Here is a 23,490-nt window from a genome sequence, read left to right as displayed (position 1 = left end):
GTTATTCCTGTCGCTCCCGGAGCGGGAAGCGACGACGCACCAGCACAAAGAACAGCGGAACAAAATAAATCGCCAGGATGGTGGCCGAAATCATCCCCCCCATAACGCCGGTACCCACCGCATGCTGGCTGCTTGAGCCTGCACCCGTGCTGGTTGCCATCGGCAGTACGCCAAAAATAAATGCCAGCGAGGTCATCAGGATCGGACGCAAGCGCTGACGGCAGGCGTGCAGCGTGGCGGCCATCAGCTCGTGGCCTTTAGCATTCATCTCGTTGGCAAATTCTACGATCAGAATGGCGTTTTTCGCCGATAAGCCGATCACCGTGAGTAGCCCCACCTGGAAGTAAACGTCGTTCTCCAGGCCACGCATCCAGGTCGCCAGCAGCGCACCGATAACCCCAAGCGGCACCACCAGCATGACCGAGAACGGAACCGACCAGCTCTCATACAGCGCGGCAAGGCAGAGGAAGACCACCAGCAGAGAAAGCGCATAAAGCGCGGGCGCCTGTGCCCCGGAGAGGCGCTCCTGGTAAGACATGGCCGTCCATTCCAGACCAAAACCAGCGGGCAGCTGCTGCACCAGTTTTTCCATGGTGTCCATGGCGGTACCGGTGCTGACGCCCGGCGCGGCTTCCCCGACGATTTCAACTGCCGAATAGCCGTTATAGCGCTCCAGGCGCGGCGAACCGCTCTCCCAGCGCGACGTGGCAAAGGCGGAGAAGGGTACCATCCCGCCAGAATTATTACGTACAAACCAGCGGTTAATGTCATCCGGCAACATGCGGAAAGGCGCGGCTGCCTGAACATACACTTTTTTCACGCGGCCGCGATCCATAAAGTCATTTACGTAGCTTGAGCCCCACGCGGTTTGCAGGGTGTCGTTGATATCGTCGATCGAGACGCCCAGCGCCTGCGCCTTACGCTGGTCTATATCCACCTGAAGCTGCGGGCTGTCGTCAAGACCGTTGTGACGAACGCGGGTCAGGCCGGGATCTTTACCTGCAAGTTCTAACAGCTTGTCGCGCGCGGCCATCAGCGCCGAGTGGCCCGCGCCGGCGTGATCCTGCAGCTCCATATCAAACCCGGCGGAACTGCCCAAGCCGCTGATCGCGGGCGGACTGCTGGCAAAAACGCGCGCCTCTTTAATGCCCGCAAAAGCTTTGGTTGCCCGTTCAATGATGGCGAACGAGGTTCCCGTTCTGGCGTCGCGTTCGTCCCAGTCTTTCAGGCGGACAAACATGCGGGCGACGTTCTGCCCATTCCCGCCCGGGCCGGAGCCGACGGTAGAGAAGACCGAGACAACGTTATCTTTCTCTTTGGTGAAGAAGTACTGCTCCACGTTCTGAACCACCTTCAGCGTCTGCTGCTGCGTTGAGCCGCTCGGGAGCTGCACCGAGGTGATGAACATCCCCCGGTCCTCCTGAGGCAGGAACGAGGTGGGAAGATGCAGAAACAGCCACACCATGCCGCCCAGCAGCACAACGTAAATCATCATCCAGCGCAGGCTGCGGTGCAGCACTTTACCGACGGCAGATTCATACCGCTCGGCATTGCGGTTGAACATACGGTTAAACCAGCCGAAGAACCCTTTCTGTCCGTGATGTTCCCCTTTGTGCAGCGGCTTAAGGAGGGTGGCACAGAGCGCGGGGGTGAGGATCAGCGCCACCAGCACGGAAAGCACCATCGCCGAGACGATGGTAATTGAGAACTGACGGTAAATCGCCCCGGTTGTACCGCCAAAGAAGGCCATCGGGATAAAGACCGCCGACAGCACCATCGCGATACCGACTAACGCCCCCTGAATTTGCCCCATGGATTTGCGCGTGGCCTGACGCGGGGAAAGCCCCTCTTCGCTCATGATGCGCTCGACGTTTTCCACGACCACGATGGCATCGTCCACCAGCAGGCCAATCGCCAGCACCATGGCAAACATCGTCAGGGTGTTGATGCTGTAGCCGAACGCGTAGAGCACCGCAAAAGTACCCAGCAGCACTACCGGGACGGCAATGGTGGGGATCAGCGTGGCGCGGAAGTTTTGCAGGAACAGGTACATGACCAGGAACACCAGCGCGATCGCTTCCAGCAGGGTTTTCACCACATCCTCAATCGAGGCTTTAACGAAGGAGGTGGTTTCATAGGCGACTTTGTACTCCAGCCCGTGCGGGAAATACTGCGACAGCTCATCCAGACGGTCCAGCACCAGCTTCGCCGTCGCCATTTCGTTCGCGCCGGAGGCCAGCTTGATCCCAAGACCGGAGGCCGGATTGCCGTTAAAGCGGCTCAGGTAATCGTATTTCTCCGCACCCATTTCCACCTTAGCGACATCGCCCAGGCGCACCTCTGAACCGTCCTGATTCACGCGAAGGGTGATGTTGCGGAACTGGTCCGGCGTCTGAAGCAGGGATTGTGAATTGATGGTGGCATTCAGGGCCTGTTTATCAACCGAAGGCGTGCCTCCCAGCTGCCCCACGGCAATTTGGGCGTTCTGGGCTTTGATGGCGTCCGTCACGTCGGTTGCGGTCATCTGATAGCTGTTCAGCTTGTTAGGATCGAGCCAGATACGCATTGAGTACTGTGAACCGTAGGCGTCGATATCCCCTACGCCGTTAATACGGCTGAGCGGGTCCTGAATATTACTGGCGACGTAGTCCGCAATGTCCTGTTTATCCATTGAGCCATCGGTGGAGACAAACGCGATAGTCAGAATGTTGGTATCACCGGTTTTACGCACGGTGACCCCCTGGTTCTGCACCGCCTGGGGCAGCTTACGCATGGCCGACTGCAGCTGGTTTTGTACCTGCTGCACCGCTTCGTCCGGGTCGGTGCCCGCCTCAAAGCTCAGGGTGACCGTGGCCTGTCCCGTGGCGCTGCTTTGGGAGGACATGTACATCAGATTATCCAGACCCGTCATGTTCTGCTCGATAACCTGCGTCACGGTGTTTTCCAGCGTTTGTGCGGAAGCGCCGGGATAGTTGGCGGTGACACGCACGTTAGGCGGTGCCAGATCGGGATATTGCTCAACGGGAAGAGAAGTAATCGCCAGGACGCCTGTCAGACACAACAGGATGGCAAGCACCCAGGCAAAAATGGGGCGATCGATGAAAAAATTCGCCATGGAAAAGTGACCTCGTTTTGCTGCACGTCATTATTGTTTATTGCCCGCATCACTTTAGCGGCAAGGCCCAGGCCAAACGTGGAGAAATAAAGGAGATAATGTAAATTATCATGCGCTTTTCCCGGCGCTTCCCCCTTTACCGTTATTTACCTGTTAACGGCGCGGGTGCGGGGAACGTCACGCTGACCTGCGTGCCGCCGTTTTGCGGCTGCGAGAAGTGCAGCATTCCGCCGAGCCGTTGCGCGCGTTCTCGCATAATGTTCAGCCCGTAGTGTCCCGGCGGTTCGCTGGCCTCGCCAATTCCGATGCCGTTGTCACGAATGCTGACGTTGTGCGTGCCGTCCACGGCGGTTACGCAGCTGACGGTGATCTCGCTGGCCTGCGCGTGCTTAATCGCATTCAGGACGGCCTCCCGCACGATCTGCAGCAAATGCACCTGCTTCTGCGCGTCAAGCGCCAGCGAGGAGAGGCGGCAGTCGAGGTACAGCTTCGCCTGCGTTTGGCTCTGCAGGGCATCGAGGGACTCCTGAAGCGCCGCGGGTAAATTCGCATGGTTTAGCGTCAGGCGGAAGGTGGTCAGCAGCTCGCGCAACTGCTGCCAGGCGTTGTTCAGCTCGCGGGAGAAGTCGGTGATGATGGTCTGCGCGGGGGCATTTTCCGCCGGCACGGCGTGTTTAAGCAGCGTGAGCTGGATCCGCAGATAGGAGAGTACCTGCGCCAGCGAATCATGCAGCTCGCGGGCGATGGTGGCGCGCTCCTCCATCAGCAGCAGCTGCTGGTAGTGTTTCTGCGCCTGGTTAAAGTACAGCCCGCGCCCGAGCATGGTCGCGACACTTCTCATCAGCGGAAGAGGAACGCTGCCCGTCTCGCTTTGCCAGCGCAGCTCGCCGTAAAGGGTGTCCTGCATCAGCACCGGCAGGGTTTGCAGAGAAATGCCGCTCACCTCTGTCCCTTCACACAGCCGCCAGTCGTCGCTGGTGCGTAGCTCCAGGTAATTCATCTGCGTGTATTCATGGACAATCTGTAAAATATGCCGGAAGCACAGGCTGTCAATCTGTCCGGTATTCAGCGCCTGAGAGCATTTGAACAGCATGTCGAGCTGCTGGTGGGCTTCATGCAAATGCCGCGTCTTTTCCGCGACGGAGGCTTCGAGCGACCGATAGAGAGTATGTAGCTCGCCCGACATATGGTTGAAGGCGCGGGAAAGCTGGCCCAGCTCGTTGGGCAGCGCGGTGTCCGGCGCCGGGGTGGTAAATTCACCTCGCTCAATCCGTTCACTGGCGGCCACCAGGTTGTTCAGTGGCAACACCACCTGGCGGCGGATGCGCCGCAGGGTAAACAGCGTCAGCAGCAGGATCCCGAGCGCGCCAACCAGAGAGAGAAGGGTCACCGTCTGGATTTTATTTTCGGTGTAGTGCTGGAGGGCGAGAACAAAGGCATCAATGCGGCCGACAAAATCCTCAATGTTAGCGTCATACCATGCGCTGTTGCCGCGGGCGATGTGCTTATCCATTTCCCGCCAGGCCACATGCAGCTGCTGATAGCGCGCCTTGACGTTTTCCGGGACGTACCAGCGGTTCAGCTTCTCCAGGGAAGGCGCGCTTAACGTCTGCTGCCAGTTCTCAAGATGCGCCTTAAGGGAGGGGCTGTTGCGCTGCATCTCGTAGCCGAGGCGGTAGCTCTGCATGCGCAGCGAACCCGCAATGTTAATGGCTTCGGCATCACGCTGGCTGCTGGCAAGCGTCAGCAGCGCGACGGTGCTGGTCAGCACGGACAGGGCAATGATCGAAAAGAAAGCCCAGGCAAGGCTTCCGGAAACGGGGCGTTTAACGGTCACGGAACGGCTCTCTGAATAAAATGGCTCTGCCACAGGTTACGGGCAGTTGTACATTGCCTGATAACGCGATAGTGAGCAAATAGCTTATTCATAATAAAAATAAGGTTATTGATCCAAAAAGCCGCTTTGGGGATTAACATGAAATCTGACGAGAAGAGACGCGCCGTCTTAACCGACGGGCGACAAAGCGGGCTTCACGGCGTAGTATAAACAGACTCATTTTGCCGTGGAGCCCGTATGTCCCTGAACATTACCGTTATCAAAGACAAAATCCTCTCTGAAAATTACTTTGTCCTGCGGAATATCACTTACGATTTAACCCGTAAGAACGGTGACGTGATTCGCCACAAACGCGAAGTCTACGACCGGGGCAATGGCGCAACCATTCTGCTGTATAATCGTGAAAAGCAAAGCGTGGTGCTGATTCGCCAGTTTCGGGTCGCGACCTGGGTCAACGGCAACGCGGACGGGCGTCTGATTGAAACCTGCGCCGGCCTGCTTGATGACGATGAGCCGGAAGTCTGCATCCGCAAGGAGGCCGTCGAGGAGACCGGTTTTGAAGTAGGCGCGGTGCAAAAAGTCTTTGAGCTTTTCATGTCACCTGGCGGCGTGACCGAGCTGGTCCATTTCTTCATTGCGGAATATACCGATGCCCAGCGCACGCATCGCGGTGGCGGCGTGGAGGATGAAGATATTGAAGTGCTGGAAATGCCTTTCGCTCAGGCCGTTGAGATGGTGAAAAGCGGCGAGATCCGCGACGGTAAAGCGGTGATCCTGTTGCAATATCTACAAACCAGCGGGTTAATGAACCCCAAACCGATGTCGCAATAGCCTGCATTTCAGATAAATCTATCCGATAAATCCGATTGAGCCCGCCCGCGCTGGGCACGAAGATACGCCCCAGATTGACCTTTTCGTTTCCGGGGCTGTGCCATTCATGCGCTACTGCGTTTTGCTTCTCTTCTTTTTCTGCGTGCTACCCGTGCCTCTGGTGTGGGCGGCACCTGCGCAGCAGTCTTTCTCAGACTGGCAGGTCACCTGCAATAACCAGAATTTTTGTGTTGCCCGGAATACGGGGGAACATCGCGGTCTGGTTATGACGCTGAGCCGTAGCGCCGGCGCGAAAACGGACGCCAGCCTGCGCATCGATCTCGGCGGGCTTTCGGCCCCGCCGGTAAAAGAGCCGGACATCGCCCCGCGCCTTCTGCTCGACAACGTTCCGCTAAAACTCAATTCACAGCACTGGCAGTTAACGCCCTGGCATCTCAAGACCGACGATACAGGTACCCTCAACGCATTTCTGAAAACTATTCAGGAAGGGCAGGCGCTGACCCTGCGCGGGGGGAAGCAGACGATTTCGCTGGTCGGGCTGAAGGCGGCGCTGCTGTTTATTGACGCCCAGCAGAAGCGCGTTGGCAGCGAAACGGCATGGATTAAAAAAGGGGATAGCCCGCCGCTGAGCGTGCCTCCTGCACCAGCATTAAAAAAGGTGGCCGTGGTGAACCCGACGCCGACGCCGCTGACGCATAGCGAGCTAAACGATCTGCTGGATTATGGAACCTGGCGGATGAACAACAGCCAGTGCTCGCTGGATCCTAACCGCCGTGAAGTACGCGTCACCGCATTAACCGACGACAAAGCGCTGTTAATCGTCAGCTGTGAGGCAGGAGCCTATAACACGGTCGATCTGGCGTGGCTGGTATCACGTAAAAAACCGTTCACTGCCCGCAGCGTCAGGTTACGTCTGCCGTTTACCCCCTCCAGCCAGAGCAGCGACATGGAGCTGATGAACGCCAGCTTTGATGAAAAAACGCGCGAGCTGACGACGCTGGCGCTGGGACGCGGTATCGGGGACTGCGGGATCCAGACGCGCTGGCGTTTTGACGGCCAGCGCTTCCGCCTGGTGCGCTATGCGGAAGAGCCAAGCTGCGATAGCTGGAATGGGCCAGACGCCTGGCCCACGCTGTGGATCACCCGCTAGTTTTACCGGGTGGCGGCTTAGAAAACCTCGAACCGTAGGCCGGGTAAGCGACAGCGCCACCCGGCAACGAAGAACGCACTACAGCACGCTCAGCGCCTTCTCCACCACGTTCTCAACGGTAAAGCCGAAGTACGGGAAGAGCTTGTCGGCAGGTGCCGATTCACCGTAACCCCGCATGCCAACAATCGCTCCTTTTAGCCCCACGTATTTATACCAGTAGTCGGCAATACCCGCTTCCACCGCCACGCGTGCCGCGACGTTGGACGGCAGCACCGATTCCCGATACGCCTCATCCTGGGCGTCAAAGATATCCGTTGAAGGCAGGGACACAACGCGCACCGCGTGGCCTTCGGCGGTCAGTTTCTCCGCCGCTTTCACCGTAATTTCCACCTCGGAACCGGTGGCAATCAGGATCACGTCCGGCTTGCCGCCGCTGTCTTTCAGGATGTACCCGCCACGGGCGATGTTTTTAACCTGCTCCGGGGTGCGCTCGATCTGCGCCAGGTTCTGGCGCGACAGGATCAGCGCCGTGGGGCCGTTGTGGCGCTCAACCGCCAGCTTCCAGCCCACCGCCGCTTCCACCTGGTCGCACGGACGCCAGGTGCTGAAGTTTGGCGTTAAGCGCAGGCTCGCCAGCTGTTCCACCGCCTGGTGCGTCGGGCCATCTTCCCCCAGGCCGATGGAGTCGTGGGTGTAGACCATGATCTGCCGGGCCTTCATCAGTGCCGCCATGCGCGCCGCGTTTCGGGCGTACTCGACGAACATCAGGAAGGTGGCGGTGTAGGGCACGAAGCCGCCGTGATGGGCGATGCCGTTTGCAATCGCGGTCATTCCGAACTCGCGCACGCCGTAGTGGATGTAGTTCCCGGCAATATCCTCTTTCAGCGATTTCGAGCCGGACCAGATGGTCAGGTTACTTGGTGCAAGATCCGCCGAGCCGCCGAGCAGCTCAGGCAGGATTGGGCCAATGGCGTTGAGGGTATTTTGCGACGCCTTACGGGTGGCGATTTTCGCCGGGTTGGACTGCAGATTTTCAATCAGCGCCTGGGTTTTATCGTCCCAGTCCTCCGGCAAGCCGCCGCTCATGCGGCGGGAAAACTCGGCCGCCAGCTCCGGGTGCGCTTTTTTGTAGGCGGCAAATTTTTCGTTCCACGCCTGCTGGGCTTTTTCACCCGCTTCGCGGGCATCCCAGGCTCTGTAGATCTCTTTCGGGATCTCAAATGGCGGATACTTCCAGCCCAGCTTCTGGCGGGTTAACGCCACTTCCTCTTCGCCCAGCGCCGCGCCGTGCGCCTCTTCTTTACCCGCTTTGTTCGGCGAGCCGAAGCCGATGGTGGTGCGACAGATAATCAGGGACGGTTTGTCCTTCACGCTCTGCGCTTCCTGAATCGCTTTTTTCACCGCCTCAGGATCGTGGCCGTCGATCTCGTGCACCACGTGCCAGTGGTAGGCCTCAAAGCGTTTCGCCGTGTCGTCGGTAAACCAGCCCTCGGTTTCCCCGTCGATGGAGATGCCGTTGTGGTCGTAGAAGCCAATCAGCTTCCCGAGCCCCAGCGTGCCCGCCAGCGAGCAGACCTCGTGGGAGATCCCCTCCATCAGGCAGCCGTCGCCCATAAAAACATACGTGTAGTGGTCGACAATCTCGTGGTCCGGCTGGTTAAACTGCGCCGCCAGCGTGCGCTCGGCAATCGCAAGACCGACGGCATTCGCCAGACCCTGACCCAGCGGGCCGGTGGTAGTTTCCACGCCCGGGGTATAGCCGATCTCCGGGTGGCCCGGCGTTTTAGAGTGCAGCTGGCGGAAGTTTTTCAGCTCTTCCAGCGGCAGATCGTAGCCGGAAAGGTGCAGCAGGCTGTAGAGCAGCATCGAGGCGTGGCCGTTGGAGAGAATAAAACGGTCGCGGTCGTACCAGGTTGGGTCTGTGGGGTTGTGCTTCAGAAAGTCGTTCCACAGCACTTCGGCAATATCGGCCATTCCCATCGGGGCGCCAGGGTGGCCGGAATTGGCTTTTTGTACGGCATCCATGCTGAGGGCGCGAATGGCGTTGGCGAGCTCTTTACGGGACATAGTTCACTCCGTGGCAAGGTTAAAGTTTGGCGGCGAGAAGATCTTCAAGTTTGCGCTGGTCGACGGCGAACTGGCGGATGCCGTCAGCCAGTTTTTCCACGGCCATAGGGTCCTGATTGTGCTCCCAGCGGAACTCCGCTTCGGTCATGGCTTTCGGTTTTGGCAGTACGGTAGAGGTCGGCACCAGTTTGCGGATCACCGTTTCGTCGCTCTCCTGCAGCTTTTTCAGCAGATCGGGGGAGATGGTCAGACGGTCGCAGCCTGCGAGCGCGAGGATCTGCTCGGTGCGGCGGAAGCTGGCGCCCATCACGATGGTTTCGTAGCGGTGCTGCTTGTAATAATCGTAGATATTACGCACCGACTTCACGCCAGGGTCTTCCTCTACCACGTACGGATCCATCGGCTGTTTCGCCTGATACCAGTCGTAGATGCGCCCGACAAACGGCGAGATCAGAAACACGCCCGCTTCGGCACAGGCGCGCGCCTGGGCAAACGAGAACAGCAGCGTCAGGTTGCAGTGGATCCCCTCTTTTTCCAGAACCTCCGCCGCGCGGATGCCTTCCCATGTGGACGCGAGCTTGATCAGAATGCGCGACTTATCGATCCCCTGTTCCTGGTAGAGTTCCACCAGGCGGCGCGCTTTGTGAATACTCTTTTCCTGATCGAATGAGAGGCGGGCATCCACTTCGGTCGACACGCGCCCCGGAATGCTTTTCAGAATTTCCGCACCAAAATTAACCGCCAGCTTGTCGCTGGCTTCAGCAACCTGCTGTTCCTGTGTTTTCCCGCGCTGTTTACCGTAGGCAATCGCGTCATCAATCAGATGGCTAAAGTGGGCAAGCCCTGCCGCTTTCAGAAGCAGCGAAGGGTTGGTGGTCGCGTCCTCCGGCTGATAGTGGCGAATCGACTCGATATCGCCGCTGTCTGCAACCACGGTGGTGAATTGTTTGATGCCGTCTAGCTGGTTCATAAATCATTACTCCTTGGAAATAAAAGAGTTAGATGAGTGCGTTAGTTCACACTTCTGAGAAAATCATGATGGACTTAACAAAAAAGCATAGCAGACGGGGCAGGCATTGCTTTTGAGACGGGTAACATGGCTGTTATAAATTGATAACAATTTTTAATGTGTGATGGTGAGAGTTTGGCAGCCTTCAAAGTTTATGCGCTGTCCTGAGGCGATACTAGGCGGCACACCAGGGTGTGCATCAGGATCGCTTACGTCACCCTTTTGATCGATACGTGAAAGGAAAAATAAGATGGATGAGCAGTTGAAACAGAGTGCCCTCGATTTTCACGAGTTCCCTGTCCCCGGTAAAATTCAGGTTTCCCCAACCAAGCCGCTGGCGACGCAGCGCGATCTGGCGCTGGCCTACTCGCCGGGCGTGGCGGCACCGTGTCTGGAAATCGAAAAAGACCCGCTTGCGGCCTACAAATACACCGCGCGCGGTAACCTTGTCGCCGTTATCTCTAACGGGACGGCGGTACTGGGCCTGGGCAACATTGGTGCACTGGCCGGTAAACCGGTGATGGAAGGGAAGGGCGTACTGTTCAAGAAATTTGCCGGTATCGACGTGTTCGATATCGAAGTGGACGAACTCGATCCAGATAAATTCATCAACGTGGTAGCCGCGCTGGAGCCGACCTTCGGCGGGATCAACCTGGAAGACATCAAAGCGCCGGAATGTTTCTATATCGAGCAGAAGCTGCGCGAGCGTATGAACATTCCCGTGTTCCATGATGACCAGCACGGGACCGCGATTATCAGCACCGCCGCCATTCTGAACGGCCTGCGCGTGGTCGAGAAAAATCTCTCCGACGTGCGCATGGTGGTTTCTGGCGCAGGCGCCGCTGCCATCGCCTGTATGAACCTGCTGGTGGCGCTGGGCATGCAGAAACACAACATTGTGGTCTGCGACTCCAAGGGCGTTATCTACAAAGACCGTGAGCCGAACATGGCGGAAACCAAGGCGGCGTACGCGGTAGAAGACGACGGCAAGCGCACGCTTGAGGACGTGATCGACGGCGCGGATATCTTCCTCGGTTGCTCCGGTCCTAAAGTGCTGACCCAGGAGATGGTGAAGAAGATGGCGCGTGCGCCAATGATCCTGGCCCTGGCGAACCCTGAGCCGGAAATCCTGCCGCCGCTGGCGAAAGCGGTGCGTGAAGACGCCATTATCTGTACCGGCCGTTCGGACTACCCGAACCAGGTCAACAACGTGCTCTGCTTCCCGTTCATCTTCCGCGGCGCGCTGGACGTTGGCGCGACGGCGATCAATGAAGAGATGAAGCTTGCCGCCGTTCACGCCATCGCCGAGCTGGCCCACGCCGAGCAGAGCGAAGTGGTCGCCTCCGCGTACGGGGATCAGGATCTGAGCTTTGGCCCGGACTACATCATTCCAAAACCGTTCGACCCGCGTTTGATTGTCAAAATTGCGCCAGCCGTCGCCAAAGCGGCGATGGACTCCGGCGTGGCAACGCGTCCGATTCAGGATTTCGACGCTTACGTCGATAAGCTCACCGAGTTTGTCTATAAAACCAACCTGTTCATGAAGCCGATCTTCTCTCAGGCCCGCGCAGACGCGAAGCGCGTGGTGCTGGCGGAAGGTGAAGAGGCGCGCGTGCTGCACGCTACCCAGGAGCTGATCACCTTAGGGCTGGCGAAGCCGATCCTGATCGGTCGTCCGAGCGTGATCGATATGCGGATCCAGAAGCTGGGCCTGCAGATTAAGCCGGGCGTGGACTTCGAGATCGTGAACAACGAATCCGATCCGCGCTTCAAAGAGTACTGGAGCGAATACTACGCGATCATGAAGCGCCGGGGGATCACCCAGGAGCAGGCGCAGAAAGCCGTTATCAGCAACACGACGGTGATCGGCGCGATCATGGTCCATCGCGGCGAGGCGGATGCGCTGATTTGCGGCACCATCGGCGACTACCACGAGCACTTTAGCGTGGTGCAGGAGATCTTCGGCTATCGCGACGGCGTCCACACCGCCGGGGCGATGAACGCGCTGCTGCTGCCGAGCGGCAACACCTTTATTGCTGACACCTACGTTAACGACGATCCGTCCCCGGACGAGCTGGCGGAGATCACCGTGATGGCGGCGGAAACGGTGCGTCGCTTTGGTATCGAGCCGAAGGTAGCGCTGCTGTCGCACTCTAACTTCGGTTCGTCCAAATCGGCGGCGGCGTGCAAAATGCGCCAGACGCTGGAGCTGGTGCGCGAGCGTGCGCCGGAGCTGATGATTGACGGGGAGATGCACGGCGATGCCGCGCTGGTGGAAAGCATTCGTAACGAACGTATGCCGGACAGCCCGCTTAAGGGGTCGGCGAACATACTGATTATGCCGAACGTGGAAGCGGCGCGTATCAGCTACAACCTGCTGCGTGTCTCCAGCTCTGAAGGGGTGACCGTAGGACCGGTGCTGATGGGCGTGGCGAAACCGGTGCATGTGTTAACGCCGATTGCCTCCGTGCGCCGCATCGTGAACATGGTGGCGCTGGCTGTGGTTGAAGCGCAGACGCAGCCGCTGTAAGCCTTGTGAGTCGGGTGGCGCGTTCGCTTACCCGACCTACGGGTTGAGTAGGCCGGATAAGCGCAGCGCCATCCGGCAGTTAAACCCAGTCGCGTACTTTAAGGAACTCATACAAGGCAGCCTCCGGGCTGCCTTCTTTTGGCTCGTAGCAGTACTCCCAGCGCACCAGCGGCGGCATCGACATCAGAATCGACTCCGTGCGTCCGCCGGTCTGCAGGCCGAACAGCGTCCCGCGATCCCACACCAGGTTGAACTCCACGTAGCGCCCGCGGCGGTAAAGCTGGAATTCACGCTCGCGCACGCCGTAGTCGGTGTTTTTACGGCGTTCGACGATGGGCATATAGGCATCGGTAAAGCCTTCGCCCACCGCGCGCATAAAGCTGAACGCGGTGTCAAAATCGGGCACGTTGAGATCGTCAAAGAACAGCCCGCCGATGCCGCGCTGCTCATCGCGGTGCTTCAGGTAAAAGTAGTCGTCGCACCACTTTTTAAATTTCGGGTAGACGTCTTCGCCAAACGGCAGGCAAAGATCCCGCGCGGTGGTGTGCCAGTGCACGGCGTCCTCTTCGAAGCCGTAGTAGGGCGTGAGGTCGAAACCGCCGCCAAACCACCAGACCGGATCGGCCCCTGGCTTCTCCGCAATGAAAAAACGCACGTTAGCGTGGCTGGTGGGCACAAACGGGTTATGCGGATGCACCACCAGCGAAACGCCCATCGCTTCGAAGCTGCGGCCCGCCAGCTCAGGGCGATGCGCGGTAGCGGAGGCGGGCATGGCGTCGCCGTGAATGTGGGAGAAATTTACGCCCGCCTGTTCAAAAATACCGCCGTTTCGCAGCACGCGGCTGCGCCCGCCGCCGCCGGCCTCGCGCTGCCAGCTATCTTCCTGAAATTCACCACCGTCTGCGGCGGCCAGTTTCTGGCAGATCGCATCCTGCAGCTGCAGCAGGAAGGTTTTTACCAGTTGAGCATTGGGTTTCATCAACGTTTCCTGGAGTGCGCTTTTTGGTTATCGAACCAGTTGAAGTAACTGATAATGCCGGAGGCGATGGCGTTGGCGATCTTCTGGCGAAACGCCGTGGTGCCGAGCAGTCGTTCTTCTTCCGGGTTGGTAATAAAGGACGTTTCCACCAGCACGGACGGGATGGACGGTGACTTTAGCACCACAAACGCCGCCTGTTCGGTGCTTTTACTGTGCAGGCGGTGCACCGGCTTAATCCGCTTGAGGATATGCGAGCCGAGCGTCAGGCTGTTTTTGATGGTGTCCGTTTGCACGAGATCGAACAACACCTGCTGCAACAGATGATCTTTATCAGTGGCCTTCTTTCCGGCCACTTCATCCGCCCGGTTTTCACGGTCAGAAAGGTACTTCGCCATGGCGCTACTGGCGCCACGGTTGGAGAGGGCAAACACCGACGCGCCCGCGGCGGAAGGGTTGGTAAAGCCGTCCGCGTGAATGGACATAAACAGATCCGCACCGTGCTGGTGGGCAATCTCGACGCGGTCGTACAGCGGAATGAACGTGTCGCCCGTGCGCGTCAGGCGGGCGTCAATGCCGTTGCTGCGTAAAATCGATCGCACATTTTTTGCAATCGCCAGCACGACGTGTTTTTCTTTCGAACCGTTTTTGCCAATGGCACCGGTATCAATCCCGCCGTGGCCCGGATCGAGCATCACCAGACGCTTTGCGCCCGGCTTTTTGGTTTTTGGCTTACTGTGTCCGTTACTGGTTTTGAGCGTGCTCTCGTCTTTTGCCTGAGCCTGCTTTGCGATGCCCGTTAACGTTAAGGCCGCCAGCCCCGCTTTGAGAACCTGACGACGCGATGTGAGTGCTTTTAATGGTTTGAATGTGCTCATGCGGCCTGAATACTAAAAAAAGGGGTCCTGGTGTTATATCGTATCGTGTTTCCCGTTACGACAGTCCTTATTGAGAATTGTTTTACTTTTCATTTCAATACGTGACAAAGTGACATTATGCCAAATTTTGGCGAGATTTTCCCCGGTTATTGGCTAAACGCCCCGTTCACGCCATAATCACTGTTTTTAAACCCGAAAAGGCGGTTAATACCATGGAGATACGCGTTTTTCGCCAGGAAGATTTCGAAGAGGTGATCACCCTTTGGGAGCGCTGCGATCTGCTGCGTCCGTGGAACGATCCGGAAATGGATATCGAACGTAAGCTGAATCACGACGTTAGCCTGTTTCTGGTCGCGGAAGTGAACGGCGAGGTCGTCGGTACCGTGATGGGCGGCTACGATGGCCATCGCGGCTCGGCCTATTATCTGGGCGTCCACCCGGAATACCGGGCGCGCGGCATTGCCAACGCGCTGCTTAATCGGCTTGAGAAGAAGCTGATCGCCCGCGGCTGTCCGAAAATTCAGATCATGGTGCGGGAAGATAACGACGTGGTGCTGGGCATGTATGAACGTCTGGGCTATGAGCACGCTGACGTGCTGAGCTTAGGTAAGCGTCTAATCGAAGATGAAGAGTACTGAGATCCACCCGGCTGACTTTGATGCACAGGGCCGCGTCAGGCTGCCGTTTTTATTCTGGTGTGTTTTGCTCCTGCAGGCCCGCACCTGGGTGCTGTTTGTGATGGCCGGCGCCTCGCGCGGGCAGGGCGATACGCTGCTGAATCTCTTTTATCCCGATCACGATGCTTTCTGGCTCGGCTTACTGCCGGGCGTACCGGCGGTGGTGGCTTTTTTATGCAGCGGTCGGCGGCACATAATCCCGCGTCTGTGGCGCGCCCTTCGCTGGCTGCTGATCCTCGCCCAGATCGCGCTGCTGTTCTGGCAACCCGTGCTCTGGTGGTTGGGTGAACCGCTTTCGGGTATTGGCATCGCGCTGGTGGTGGCGGATATCGTGGCGCTGCTGTGGCTGCTGACGAATCCCCGATTACGCGCCTGTTTTACGCAAGAGTCAGATTAGCGCGGCACTTTTTGCCGATGCCGCACTCCAACTAGCGTTGATTTAATTAGAAAGGACGTTTCAATGAAATCGCTGCGTTTACTTTTATGCGCTCTCCCGCTGGCGTTGACCGGCTGTTCCACGCTCTCTTCTATTAACTGGTCCGCCGCGTATCCGTGGAACTGGTTTGGCTCTTCCATCGAAGTCACCGAGCAGGGCGTAGGAAAAATCACCGCGTCGACCGCGCTCAATCAGGACGCTATTCAGGATGCCCTGAGCAGCGACTACCGCCTGCGTAGCGGGATGAAAACCGAGAATGGCAACATTGTGCGTTACTTTGAAGCGCTGAAGGGTGACAAGCTGGCGCTGGTAATTAACGGCGATAAAGGGACGGTGAACCGCATTGCGGTGCTGGACGATGATATCCCGACCGCCAGCGGCGTAAAGGTCGGCACCCCGTTTAGCGATCTTTATAAACAGGCCTTTGGCAACTGCAGCAGCGCCCCTTCAGACGATGGCGTTGCGGTGGAATGTAAGGCGGAAGGCAGCCAGCACATCAGCTATGTCTTCACCGGAACCTGGAGCGGCCCGGAAGGATTGATGCCGTCTGACGACACGCTGAAGAGCTGGAAAGTGAGCAAAATAGTCTGGAAGCAGTAATTTGCGCCTGAACAAACCGCCTCGCTGAAATCCGGGTATAATAGCCGCCATCAATGCCACGCTGACGTGGCATCTTTATTTCAGGAGGAGCGATGTCTCAGGTTCAGAGTGGCATTTTGCCAGAACATTGCCGCGCGGCGATTTGGATTGAAGCCAATGTAAAAGGGGACGTGGATGCCCTGCGTGCGGCCAGTAAAGCGTTTGTGGACAAGCTGGCGACCTTCCAGGCCAAATTCCCCGACGCCCACCTCGGTGCCGTTGTTGCCTTCGGCAATAACGTCTGGCGTCAGCTGAGCGGCGGCGAAGGGGCGGAAGAGCTGAAAGACTTTATCCCTTACGGCAAAGGTCTGGCACCAGCTACCCAGTATGACGTGCTGATCCACATTCTCTCCCTGCGTCATGACGTGAACTTCTCCGTTGCGCAGGCGGCGGTCGCGGCCTTTGGCGACAGTATTGAGGTGCAGGAAGAGGTTCACGGCTTCCGCTGGGTGGAGGAGCGCGATCTGAGCGGCTTCGTTGACGGCACCGAAAACCCGGCGGGTGAAGAGGTTCGTCGCGACGTGGCGGTGATTAAAGACGGCGTGGACGCGGGCGGCAGCTATGTGTTCGTCCAGCGCTGGGAGCACAACCTCAAGCAGCTTAACCGCATGAGCGTGCACGACCAGGAGATGATGATTGGTCGTACTAAAGAAGCCAACGAAGAGATTGACGGCGACGAGCGTCCGGTGACCTCTCACCTGAGCCGCGTTGACCTCAAAGAGGACGGTAAAGGGCTGAAGATTGTTCGCCAGAGCCTGCCGTACGGCACCGCAAGCGGCACGCACGGCCTCTACTTCTGCGCATACTGTGCGCGCCTGCACAACATTGAGCAGCAACTGCTGAGCATGTTCGGTGACACCGACGGCAAGCGCGACGCCATGCTGCGCTTCACCAAACCGGTGACCGGTGGCTACTACTTTGCGCCGTCCGTTGAGCGACTGCTGGCGCTGTAATGGCCTTTCTCCCTCTCCCTGTGGGAGAGGGCCGGGGTGAGGGCATCAGGCCGCACCCCTTATTCCCTTTTCTGCTTGTAAATCACCAAACGGTATATAAAACCGTTACTCCTTTCATCCCCGTTATAAATATTATGACTATAAGATAGTCATCACATTTATAAGGGTGCGCAATGGCCGTTACTGTACTGAAAAAAGGAACTCTGGCGCTGGCAGGTATACTGCTGGTGGCCCAGGCGCAGGCGACCGAGCTGCTGAACAGCTCGTATGACGTCTCCCGCGAGCTGTTTGCCGCCCTTAACCCACCGTTTGAGCAGCAGTGGGCGAAAGACAATAACGGCGATAAGCTGACCATCAAGCAGTCCCACGCCGGCTCGTCCAAGCAGGCGCTGGCGATTTTGCAGGGGCTGAAAGCGGACGTCGTGACCTATAACCAGGTGACTGACGTGCAGATCCTGCACGACAAGGGCAAGCTGATCCCGGCTGACTGGCAGAGCCGCCTGCCGAACAACAGCTCGCCGTTCTACTCCACCATGGGCTTCCTGGTGCGTAAGGGCAATCCAAAGAACATCCACGACTGGAGCGACCTGGTGCGTTCCGATGTGAAGCTGATTTTCCCGAACCCAAAAACCTCCGGTAACGCACGCTACACCTATTTAGCTGCGTGGGGCGCGGCGGACAAGGCTGACGGCAACGACAAAGCCAAAACCGAGCAGTTCATGACCCAGTTCCTGAAAAACGTCGAAGTGTTCGATACCGGCGGCCGCGGCGCGACCACCACCTTCGCCGAACGCGGTCTGGGTGACGTGTTGATCAGCTTTGAATCCGAAGTGAACAACATTCGCAAGCAGTACGAAGCGCAGGGCTTCGAGGTGGTTATCCCGAAAACCAACATCCTGGCCGAGTTCCCGGTAGCGTGGGTGGATAAAAACGTGCAGGCGAACGGCACCGAGAAAGCGGCAAAAGCCTATCTCAACTACCTGTACAGCCCGCAGGCGCAGACCATCATTACCGATTACTACTACCGCGTGAACAACCCGGACGTCATGAACAAACTGAAAGACAAATTCCCGCAGACCGCGCTGTTCCGCGTGGAAGATCATTTCGGCTCCTGGCCTGAGGTGATGAAAACGCACTTTGCCAGCGGCGGTGAGTTAGACAAATTGCTGGCGGCGGGGCGTAAGTAATGTTTGCAGTCTCGACAAAACGCGTGCTGCCGGGCTTTACCTTAAGCCTGGGGACCAGCCTGCTGTTCGTCTGCCTGATCCTGCTGTTGCCGCTCAGCGCGCTGGTGATGCAACTTGCTCAGATGAGCTGGGCGCAGTACTGGGAGGTCATCACCAACCCGCAGGTGGTGGCGGCCTATAAGGTGACGCTGCTGTCGGCGTTTGTCGCCTCCATTTTTAACGGCGTGTTTGGCCTGCTGATGGCGTGGATCTTAACCCGCTATCGCTTCCCGGGCCGCACGCTGCTTGATGCACTGATGGATCTGCCGTTTGCGCTGCCGACGGCGGTCGCGGGCTTAACCCTCGCGTCGCTCTTCTCCGTGAACGGGCTGTACGGCGAGTGGCTGGCAAAGTTTGATATCAAAGTGACCTATACCTGGCTTGGGATCGCGGTGGCGATGGCCTTTACCAGCATCCCGTTTGTGGTCCGTACCGTGCAGCCGGTGCTGGAAGAGCTGGGTCCGGAATATGAAGAAGCGGCGGAAACGCTGGGCGCCACGCGCTGGCAGAGCTTCCGTAAAGTGGTTCTGCCGGAGCTTTCTCCGGCGCTGATGGCGGGCGTCGCGCTGTCGTTTACCCGCAGCCTGGGTGAGTTCGGCGCGGTGATTTTTATCGCCGGGAACATCGCCTGGAAAACGGAAGTTACTTCGCTGATGATTTTCATCCGTTTGCAGGAGTTTGATTACCCGGCGGCGAGCGCGATTGCTTCGGTGATCCTGGCGGCCTCGCTGCTGCTGCTGTACTCGATTAACACTCTGCAAAGTCGCTTTGGTCGACGTGTGGTAGGTCACTGATGGCGGAAGTTACGCAATTGAAGCGATACGATGCGCCCCGCATCAACTGGGGAAAATGGTTTCTGATTGGCGTGGGCGTGCTGGTGTCCGCCCTCATTCTCGTCGTCCCGACGGTTTATATCTTCGTTCAGGCGTTCAGCAAGGGCCTGATGCCCGCGCTGGAGAACCTGGCGGACCCGGATATGCTGCATGCCATCTGGCTGACGGTGCTGATTGCGTTGATCACGGTACCGGTGAACCTGGTATTCGGTACCCTGCTGGCCTGGCTGGTGACGCGCTTTAACTTCCCGGGACGTCAGATGCTGCTGACGCTGCTGGATATTCCCTTTGCCGTGTCGCCGGTGGTGGCGGGTCTGGTGTACCTGCTCTTTTACGGCTCCAACGGTCCGCTGGGCGGCTGGCTGGATGCGCATAACCTGCAGATCATGTTCGCCTGGCCGGGCATGGTGCTGGTGACCATCTTCGTGACCTGTCCGTTTGTGGTGCGTGAGCTGGTGCCGGTGATGTTAAGCCAGGGCAGCAACGAAGATGAAGCAGCGGTGCTGCTGGGCGCGTCAGGCTGGCAGATGTTCCGTCGCGTGACGCTGCCAAATATCCGCTGGGCGCTGCTTTATGGCGTGGTGCTGACCAACGCCCGCGCGATCGGTGAGTTCGGTGCCGTTTCCGTTGTCTCCGGCTCCATCCGTGGTGAGACCCTGTCGCTGCCGCTCCAGATTGAACTGCTGCAGCAGGACTACAACACCATCGGCTCGTTTACTGCCGCAGCGTTACTGACGCTGATGGCCATTTTGACCCTGTTTTTGAAGAGTGTGGTGCAGTGGCGTTTAGAAAATCAGGAAAAACGTCAGCATCAGGAGGGAAATCATGAGCATTGAGATTGCCAATATTAAGAAGTCTTTTGGTCGCACCCAGGTGCTGAATGATATCTCTCTGGATATCCCTTCCGGACAAATGGTGGCGCTGCTGGGGCCGTCTGGCTCGGGCAAAACCACGCTGCTGCGTATTATCGCCGGGCTTGAGCATCAGACCAGCGGGCATATCCGCTTCCACGGCACCGACGTGAGCCGCCTGCACGCCCGCGATCGTAAAGTGGGCTTTGTGTTTCAGCACTACGCTCTTTTCCGCCACATGACCGTGTTCGACAACATCGCCTTTGGCCTGACCGTGCTGCCGCGTCGCGAGCGCCCGGATGCGGCAACCATTAAAGCGAAAGTGACCAAACTGCTGGAGATGGTGCAGCTGGCTCACCTGGCGGACCGTTTCCCGGCCCAGCTTTCCGGTGGGCAGAAACAGCGCGTGGCGCTGGCGCGCGCGCTTGCTGTTGAGCCGCAGATTCTGCTGCTGGATGAACCCTTCGGCGCGCTGGACGCGCAGGTACGTAAAGAGCTGCGCCGCTGGCTGCGCCAGCTGCATGAAGAGCTGAAGTTCACCAGCGTCTTCGTGACCCACGACCAGGAAGAGGCGATGGAAGTTGCGGACCGCGTGGTGGTCATGAGCCAGGGCAACATTGAGCAGGTTGACGAGCCGGAGCAGCTCTGGCGCGAGCCGGCGACCCGCTTCGTGCTGGAGTTTATGGGCGAGGTAAACCGTCTGCAGGGCACCATTCGCGGTGGGCAGTTCCACGTCGGCGCGCACCGCTGGCCGCTGGGTTACACCTCCGCGCATCAGGGGCCGGTCGATCTGTTCCTGCGCCCGTGGGAGGTGGACGTCAGCCGCCGAACCAGCCTGGATTCACCGCTGCCGGTTCAGGTGCTGGAAGCTAGCCCTAAAGGTCACTACACCCAATTGGTGGTACAGCCTCTGGGCTGGTATACCGAGCCGCTGACCGTGGTTATGCGCGACGACGTGCCGCCGCACCGGGGAGAGCGCCTGTTTGTCGGGCTGCAGCACGCCCGTATTTATCACGGTAACGAGCGGATTGAGACGCGCGAGGATATTGCTCTGGTGGAGTCAGCCTGATAGGTTATTGAGTATGTTTTTCGCCCGGTGGCGTGATGCTTACCGGGCTTTTTATTGAGTAAAAAACGTGAATACACTCGAAAACACCATCGGCAACACGCCTCTGGTCAAGCTTCAGCGTATGGGGCCAGACAACGGCAGTGAAATCTGGGTCAAACTCGAAGGCAATAACCCGGCGGGTTCGGTAAAAGACCGCGCGGCGCTGTCGATGATTGTCCAGGCCGAAAAACGCGGTGAAATTAAGCCCGGCGACGTGCTGATTGAAGCCACCAGCGGCAACACCGGCATCGCCCTGGCGATGATTGCGGCGCTGAAAGGCTACCGCATGAAGCTGCTGATGCCGGACAACATGAGCCAGGAGCGCCGCGCCGCGATGCGTGCCTACGGGGCCGAGCTGATTCTGGTGACCAAAGAGCAGGGGATGGAAGGCGCGCGCGACTTAGCGTTAGAAATGGCCGGGCGCGGCGAAGGTAAGCTGCTCGACCAGTTCAACAACCCGGACAACCCGTACGCGCACTACACCACTACCGGGCCGGAAATCTGGCAGCAAACGGACGGGCGCATCACCCATTTTGTCTCCAGCATGGGTACCACCGGCACCATTACCGGTGTGTCGCGTTTTCTGCGCGAGCAGGCGAAAGCCGTCACCATCGTTGGCCTGCAGCCGGAAGAGGGGAGCAGCATTCCGGGCATTCGCCGCTGGCCTGCGGAGTATATGCCCGGCATCTTTAATGCGCAGCTTGTGGACCAGGTGCTGGATCTTCACCAGCGCGAGGCGGAAAATACCATGCGTGAGCTGGCCGTGCGCGAAGGTATCTTCTGCGGCGTTAGCTCGGGCGGCGCGGTAGCGGGTGCGATTCGGGTAGCGCAGGCAAACCCGGGTGCCGTAGTGGTGGCGATTATTTGCGATCGCGGCGATCGCTATCTGTCTACCGGTGTCTTTGGTGAAGAAAGTTATTCGCAGGGGGCGGGGATTTAAGCATCATGGAGATGATTCTATTCCGGGATAATACCCGGGCGCAGCAAACCGACATTGTCGCCGTGCAGTCGCAGGTGGTTTACGGCAGCGTGGGGAACAGCATTGCGGTTCCGAATATTCGTACCCACAGGCTGAACGTTACCGCCGTGCCGACGGTACTGTTCAGCAACACGCCGCACTATGACACCTTTTATGGTGGAGTGATCCCCGACGAGTGGTTCAGCGGCTACCTGAAGGCGCTGGAAGAGCGAGAGATCCTGCGCGAGCTTAAGGCGGTCACCACCGGCTATATGGGCAGTGCCAGCCAGATCGTACTGCTGGCGCAGTGGCTGAAGGCGGTCAAAGCGCAGCATCCTGACCTGCTGGTGCTGGTCGATCCGGTTATCGGCGATATCGACAGCGGGATGTACGTGAAGCCGGATATCCCGCAAGCGTATCGGGAGCACCTGCTGCCACTGGCGCAGGGGATCACGCCAAACGTCTATGAGCTCGAAGTGTTGAGCGGCAAACCGTGCCGTACGCCGGAAAGCGCCATCGCGGCGGCGCAGGGACTGCTCTCTGACAGCCTGAAATGGGTGGCGATCACAAGCGCGCCGGTCGCAGACGACCCGGAAAACATCCACGTGGTGCTGGTGTCGAATGAAGGCGTGACCGTCAGCGCGCACCCGCGCGTAGAAACCGATCTGAAAGGGACGGGCGACCTGTTCTGTTCAGAGTTGGTGAGCGGCATTGTAGAGGGGAAAACCGTTGCCGATGCCATTCGCATGGCCGGCGATCGGGTGACTGACGTGATGCTTTATACCCAGTCGAAAGGCTATGACGAGCTTATCCTCCCTGCATAAACAAAAATGGCGCCCGAAGGCGCCATTTTTCTGTGCGGCAAGAATTACTTCTTGATGCGGATAACCGGGGTTTCACCCACGGTGACGCTGCCAGACAGTTTGATCAGTTCTTTGATTTCGTCCATGTTGGAGATAACAACCGGCGTCAGGGTAGACTTGGCTTTTTCTTCCAGCAGTGGCAGATCGAATTCAATCACCGGGTCGCCAACTTTAACACGCTGGCCTTCTTCCGCGATACGTTTGAAGCCTTCGCCTTTCAGTTCAACGGTGTCGATACCGAAGTGAACGAACAGTTCGATACCGCTATCAGATTCGATAGAGAACGCATGGTTGGTTTCAAAAATTTTACCGATGGTGCCGTCAACTGGAGCAACCATTTTGTTGCCAGTTGGTTTGATAGCAATGCCATCACCAACGATTTTCTCAGCAAACACTACATCCGGCACGTCTTCGATGTTGACGATCTCGCCGGAGAGCGGAGCAACAATCTCAATAGTTCCGGAGTCTTTCTTATCATCAGAAACCAGAGATTTCAGTTTATCGAACAAACCCATGATCTTCTCCTAAGCAGTAATTTGGGCCGCATCTCGTG

General features: G+C 58.1%; 20 protein-coding genes. 13 read left to right on the top strand and 7 right to left on the bottom strand.

Annotated elements, in window-relative coordinates; all coding sequences use genetic code 11:
* Position 1 precedes the first annotated feature (1 nt).
* Positions 2-3,115 (bottom strand): multidrug efflux RND transporter permease AcrD, encoded by a 3,114-nt coding sequence (acrD, locus tag V1603_RS20705; protein WP_166711935.1) that lies wholly within the window; start codon positions 3,113-3,115, stop codon positions 2-4.
* A 142-nt stretch (positions 3,116-3,257) separates the two neighbouring features.
* The gene (gene narQ / locus V1603_RS20700) at positions 3,258-4,952 is read right to left on the bottom strand and encodes a nitrate/nitrite two-component system sensor histidine kinase NarQ (protein ID WP_163330552.1); all 1,695 of its coding nucleotides are present in this window, start codon (positions 4,950-4,952) and stop codon (positions 3,258-3,260) included.
* Between the two features lie 237 nt (positions 4,953-5,189).
* Here narQ and nudK point away from each other — a divergent pair, with 237 nt between their 5' ends.
* Together nudK and V1603_RS20690 are read left to right on the top strand one after the other, a co-directional pair.
* Positions 5,190-5,783, top strand: a complete 594-nt coding sequence (gene nudK / locus V1603_RS20695) for a GDP-mannose pyrophosphatase NudK (protein ID WP_116343163.1) — start codon at positions 5,190-5,192, stop codon at positions 5,781-5,783.
* Positions 5,784-5,889: 106 nt separating this feature from the next.
* Positions 5,890-6,933: a DUF1176 domain-containing protein gene (locus V1603_RS20690; protein ID WP_163330551.1), complete on the top strand. Its 1,044-nt coding sequence runs from the start codon at positions 5,890-5,892 to the stop codon at positions 6,931-6,933.
* A gap of 78 nt (positions 6,934-7,011) precedes the next feature.
* Here V1603_RS20690 and tkt read toward each other — a convergent pair whose 3' ends face one another.
* Both tkt and tal read right to left on the bottom strand, forming a co-directional pair.
* Positions 7,012-9,000 carry a transketolase gene (tkt, locus tag V1603_RS20685; protein ID WP_395313201.1) on the bottom strand — a complete coding sequence of 663 codons (1,989 nt, stop codon included), beginning with the start codon at positions 8,998-9,000 and terminating at the stop codon, positions 7,012-7,014.
* 19 nt (positions 9,001-9,019) lie between these two features.
* On the bottom strand, positions 9,020-9,970 hold the full coding sequence (gene tal / locus V1603_RS20680) for a transaldolase (RefSeq protein ID WP_116343157.1): 951 nt from the start codon (positions 9,968-9,970) through the stop codon (positions 9,020-9,022).
* Between the two features lie 289 nt (positions 9,971-10,259).
* Here tal and maeB point away from each other — a divergent pair, with 289 nt between their 5' ends.
* Entirely contained in the window at positions 10,260-12,539 is a 2,280-nt protein-coding gene (maeB, locus tag V1603_RS20675; RefSeq protein ID WP_395313200.1) for an NADP-dependent oxaloacetate-decarboxylating malate dehydrogenase, read from the top strand.
* Positions 12,540-12,618: 79 nt separating this feature from the next.
* Here maeB and hemF read toward each other — a convergent pair whose 3' ends face one another.
* Together hemF and amiA are read right to left on the bottom strand one after the other, a co-directional pair.
* The gene (gene hemF / locus V1603_RS20670; protein WP_166711927.1) at positions 12,619-13,518 is read right to left on the bottom strand and encodes an oxygen-dependent coproporphyrinogen oxidase; all 900 of its coding nucleotides are present in this window, start codon (positions 13,516-13,518) and stop codon (positions 12,619-12,621) included.
* Positions 13,518-14,393, bottom strand: coding sequence for an N-acetylmuramoyl-L-alanine amidase AmiA (amiA, locus tag V1603_RS20665; protein ID WP_116343151.1), 876 nt, complete (start codon positions 14,391-14,393; stop codon positions 13,518-13,520). Before amiA ends, hemF begins: the two co-directional genes overlap by 1 nt.
* 212 nt (positions 14,394-14,605) lie before the next feature.
* Between amiA and V1603_RS20660 the strand changes: the two genes are divergently transcribed.
* From V1603_RS20660 to pdxK, 10 genes are all read left to right on the top strand, one after another.
* Positions 14,606-15,031 (top strand): GNAT family acetyltransferase, encoded by a 426-nt coding sequence (locus V1603_RS20660; protein ID WP_116343149.1) that lies wholly within the window; start codon positions 14,606-14,608, stop codon positions 15,029-15,031.
* Positions 15,018-15,467, top strand: coding sequence for a DUF2919 domain-containing protein (locus V1603_RS20655; RefSeq protein ID WP_395313199.1), 450 nt, complete (start codon positions 15,018-15,020; stop codon positions 15,465-15,467). Before V1603_RS20660 ends, V1603_RS20655 begins: the two co-directional genes overlap by 14 nt.
* 63 nt (positions 15,468-15,530) lie before the next feature.
* A complete protein-coding gene (locus tag V1603_RS20650) occupies positions 15,531-16,106 on the top strand; it encodes an RpoE-regulated lipoprotein (protein ID WP_163330549.1) in 576 nt (191 codons plus the stop codon).
* 92 nt (positions 16,107-16,198) lie between these two features.
* Positions 16,199-17,098 carry a Dyp-type peroxidase gene (locus tag V1603_RS20645; RefSeq protein ID WP_116343143.1) on the top strand — a complete coding sequence of 300 codons (900 nt, stop codon included), beginning with the start codon at positions 16,199-16,201 and terminating at the stop codon, positions 17,096-17,098.
* A 173-nt stretch (positions 17,099-17,271) separates the two neighbouring features.
* A complete protein-coding gene (locus V1603_RS20640; protein WP_116343141.1) occupies positions 17,272-18,285 on the top strand; it encodes a sulfate ABC transporter substrate-binding protein in 1,014 nt (337 codons plus the stop codon).
* Positions 18,285-19,118 (top strand): sulfate/thiosulfate ABC transporter permease CysT, encoded by an 834-nt coding sequence (cysT, locus tag V1603_RS20635; RefSeq protein ID WP_061097449.1) that lies wholly within the window; start codon positions 18,285-18,287, stop codon positions 19,116-19,118. Before V1603_RS20640 ends, cysT begins: the two co-directional genes overlap by 1 nt.
* A complete protein-coding gene (gene cysW, locus V1603_RS20630; protein WP_116343139.1) occupies positions 19,118-19,993 on the top strand; it encodes a sulfate/thiosulfate ABC transporter permease CysW in 876 nt (291 codons plus the stop codon). The genes cysT and cysW overlap by 1 nt, the downstream gene beginning before the upstream one ends.
* Positions 19,983-21,077, top strand: coding sequence for a sulfate/thiosulfate ABC transporter ATP-binding protein CysA (cysA, locus tag V1603_RS20625; protein ID WP_395313198.1), 1,095 nt, complete (start codon positions 19,983-19,985; stop codon positions 21,075-21,077). The genes cysW and cysA overlap by 11 nt, the downstream gene beginning before the upstream one ends.
* Before the next feature lie 67 nt (positions 21,078-21,144).
* Entirely contained in the window at positions 21,145-22,056 is a 912-nt protein-coding gene (gene cysM / locus V1603_RS20620; protein WP_116343137.1) for a cysteine synthase CysM, read from the top strand.
* A gap of 5 nt (positions 22,057-22,061) precedes the next feature.
* On the top strand, positions 22,062-22,898 hold the full coding sequence (gene pdxK, locus V1603_RS20615; RefSeq protein ID WP_395313197.1) for a pyridoxine/pyridoxal/pyridoxamine kinase: 837 nt from the start codon (positions 22,062-22,064) through the stop codon (positions 22,896-22,898).
* Positions 22,899-22,942: 44 nt separating this feature from the next.
* Here pdxK and crr read toward each other — a convergent pair whose 3' ends face one another.
* Positions 22,943-23,452 carry a PTS glucose transporter subunit IIA gene (gene crr / locus V1603_RS20610; protein ID WP_003861316.1) on the bottom strand — a complete coding sequence of 170 codons (510 nt, stop codon included), beginning with the start codon at positions 23,450-23,452 and terminating at the stop codon, positions 22,943-22,945.
* Positions 23,453-23,490 lie beyond the last annotated feature (38 nt).

Source organism: Enterobacter sp. ECC-219 (assembly GCF_043966805.1).
Lineage (GTDB): Bacteria > Pseudomonadota > Gammaproteobacteria > Enterobacterales > Enterobacteriaceae > Enterobacter > Enterobacter cloacae_N.
Note: the sequence above shows the minus strand (reverse complement) of the source record. Positions and strands in the feature narration are given on the sequence as shown.